Annotated in this window: 1 protein-coding gene; it reads right to left on the reverse strand. The window is 41.4% G+C overall.

Features of this window, described 5'->3' with window-relative positions:
* Positions 1-420: 420 nt before the first annotated feature.
* A complete protein-coding gene (ltrA, locus tag L1967_RS22155) occupies positions 421-1,683 on the reverse strand; it encodes a group II intron reverse transcriptase/maturase (protein WP_249603666.1) in 1,263 nt (420 codons plus the stop codon).
* Positions 1,684-1,863 lie beyond the last annotated feature (180 nt).

Consider the following 1,863-nt stretch of genomic DNA (forward strand, 5'->3'; position numbering starts at 1 on the left):
AAACCTCTAAAATTTTATCGTAATTTGTTTGAAAGTTGTGCATAGAAATTGTTTGTGTGGTAACTACAATTTACTGCCTTTTAGCAGTTTGCACAACTTTTTATAAATGCACTACGGGTTACTTAAATAAAAATTCAGATAAATATATAATGATTACTCCACCAATTTTTGACAAAACTAGGACAATATGTTTCATGAAAATAGGGACGCTACACTCAGGAATTGCTTTAATCGGTATCAAGCAAAATGGAAACTGGGAGATAAAAGAAACTTTATCCGAATGGGTAGAATAGAAAATTCAATTAATTCGAGAAAATGACATTTGCCAATCGAGTGGATGGCTCCGCCATCAAATGACGGAGTGCACCCCTCACACCACCCAGCGTACGGGTCTCGTACTGGGCGGTTCAACAATGAAACTCATCGATTGTAGTATTCGATTAGACTAACATAACCTTTCATTTTTAAGCGTTCTACGGTAATGGTGGTACGCAAAATAGGACTCTTGGCAACTGCCCAACCGCCCATTCTGGTACGGCTCCAAGCGTAGGCATGGTCTGGGTTAATTCCCAACCGAATCAGGTTTTTCCGTTTTCGTTCGGGCTTTTTCCAGTGGTGCCAGATGCAATACCGTAAACGATTCCGCAGCCATTCTTCCAGCTTTTTAAGCTTTCCCTGAATGGATGCAGGTTTGAAATAATTTATCCAGCCTCGGATCAACAAGTTAATTCGTTGGATTCGTTCTTCAAAACTCGCGGGTATCGTCTTTTTGGTCAGGTGTTTAAGCTTTCCTTTAAACTCCTTCCACTTTGACGATCCAGCCACCAGTTGATACTTACCTTTTTCCCCTTTCTTATAGGTTGGCACAAAACCAAACCCTAATACCTGAAAGGCAGAAGGCCTACGTACGCCACTCTTCTCCCTATTTATTGGAAGCTGGAGTTTGTCTCGCAAAAACTTGTAAATACTGTTACCTACACGTTTTGCGGATTTCTTACTTTTGACGTAAATACTGAAATCATCGGCGTATCTTACATAACGATGTCCACGTTTTTCCAGTTCTTTGTCCAACTCGTTGAGTTGAATATTGGAAAGCAGTGGACTTAAAGGAGAACCTTGCGGAACTCCTTTTCTGCGTTTATGCAGTTTGCCGTCAATCAGTATTGGCGCTCTAAGAAATGAACGCAACAGCTTCATCGTTGGCTTGCACTTTACCTTTTTATAAATCAACTCCAAAAGAACATAGTGTTCCACTTCATCAAAGAAGCTCTTTAAGTCGATATCCACTATGTACTGATAACCGGAGTTGATATTGTCAAGGCTTTGTGCAATAGCCCCGTGGGCGTTGCGCTTTGGTCTGAACCCATAACTATGCTTGTGAAAGCTTGGCTCAAATACAGGTTGCAGTGCTTGTTGCAATGCTTGTTGAATTACCCTGTCGACAACTGTGGGAATACCGAGTAATCGCTTCTTCCCATTGCTTTTTGGTATTTCAACTCCCAATATCGGAGACACCTGATAAGATTCCCTTTCTATCTGCTCGGTGTATTGCTTGCCGTGAGTTTTCAGAATAGACTTTAGTTCTGTTACTTGAACTTCATCTACTCCTGCTGCTCCTTTATTGCGGTACACCTGCCGATAGGCTGCGTTTAGGTTCTTTTTACTTGTTAATTGTTTAATCATAAATAATTACAATCGATTCGCTGTCCCGCTTAATCAAAGGCTACTATCTTACTGGAACACTATCCGTAGCGTAAGATTGCTCCCTCGTTTATTGAGGACCATTATCGTTCAGTCCTTCACCAACCTATCAGGAGGCTGGCTACTATGACGTCGGCTGATTTCTCCACCTAGCCATCTCGT

The organism is Zunongwangia pacifica (genome assembly GCF_023499215.1).
GTDB classification, from domain to species: Bacteria; Bacteroidota; Bacteroidia; order Flavobacteriales; family Flavobacteriaceae; genus Zunongwangia; species Zunongwangia pacifica.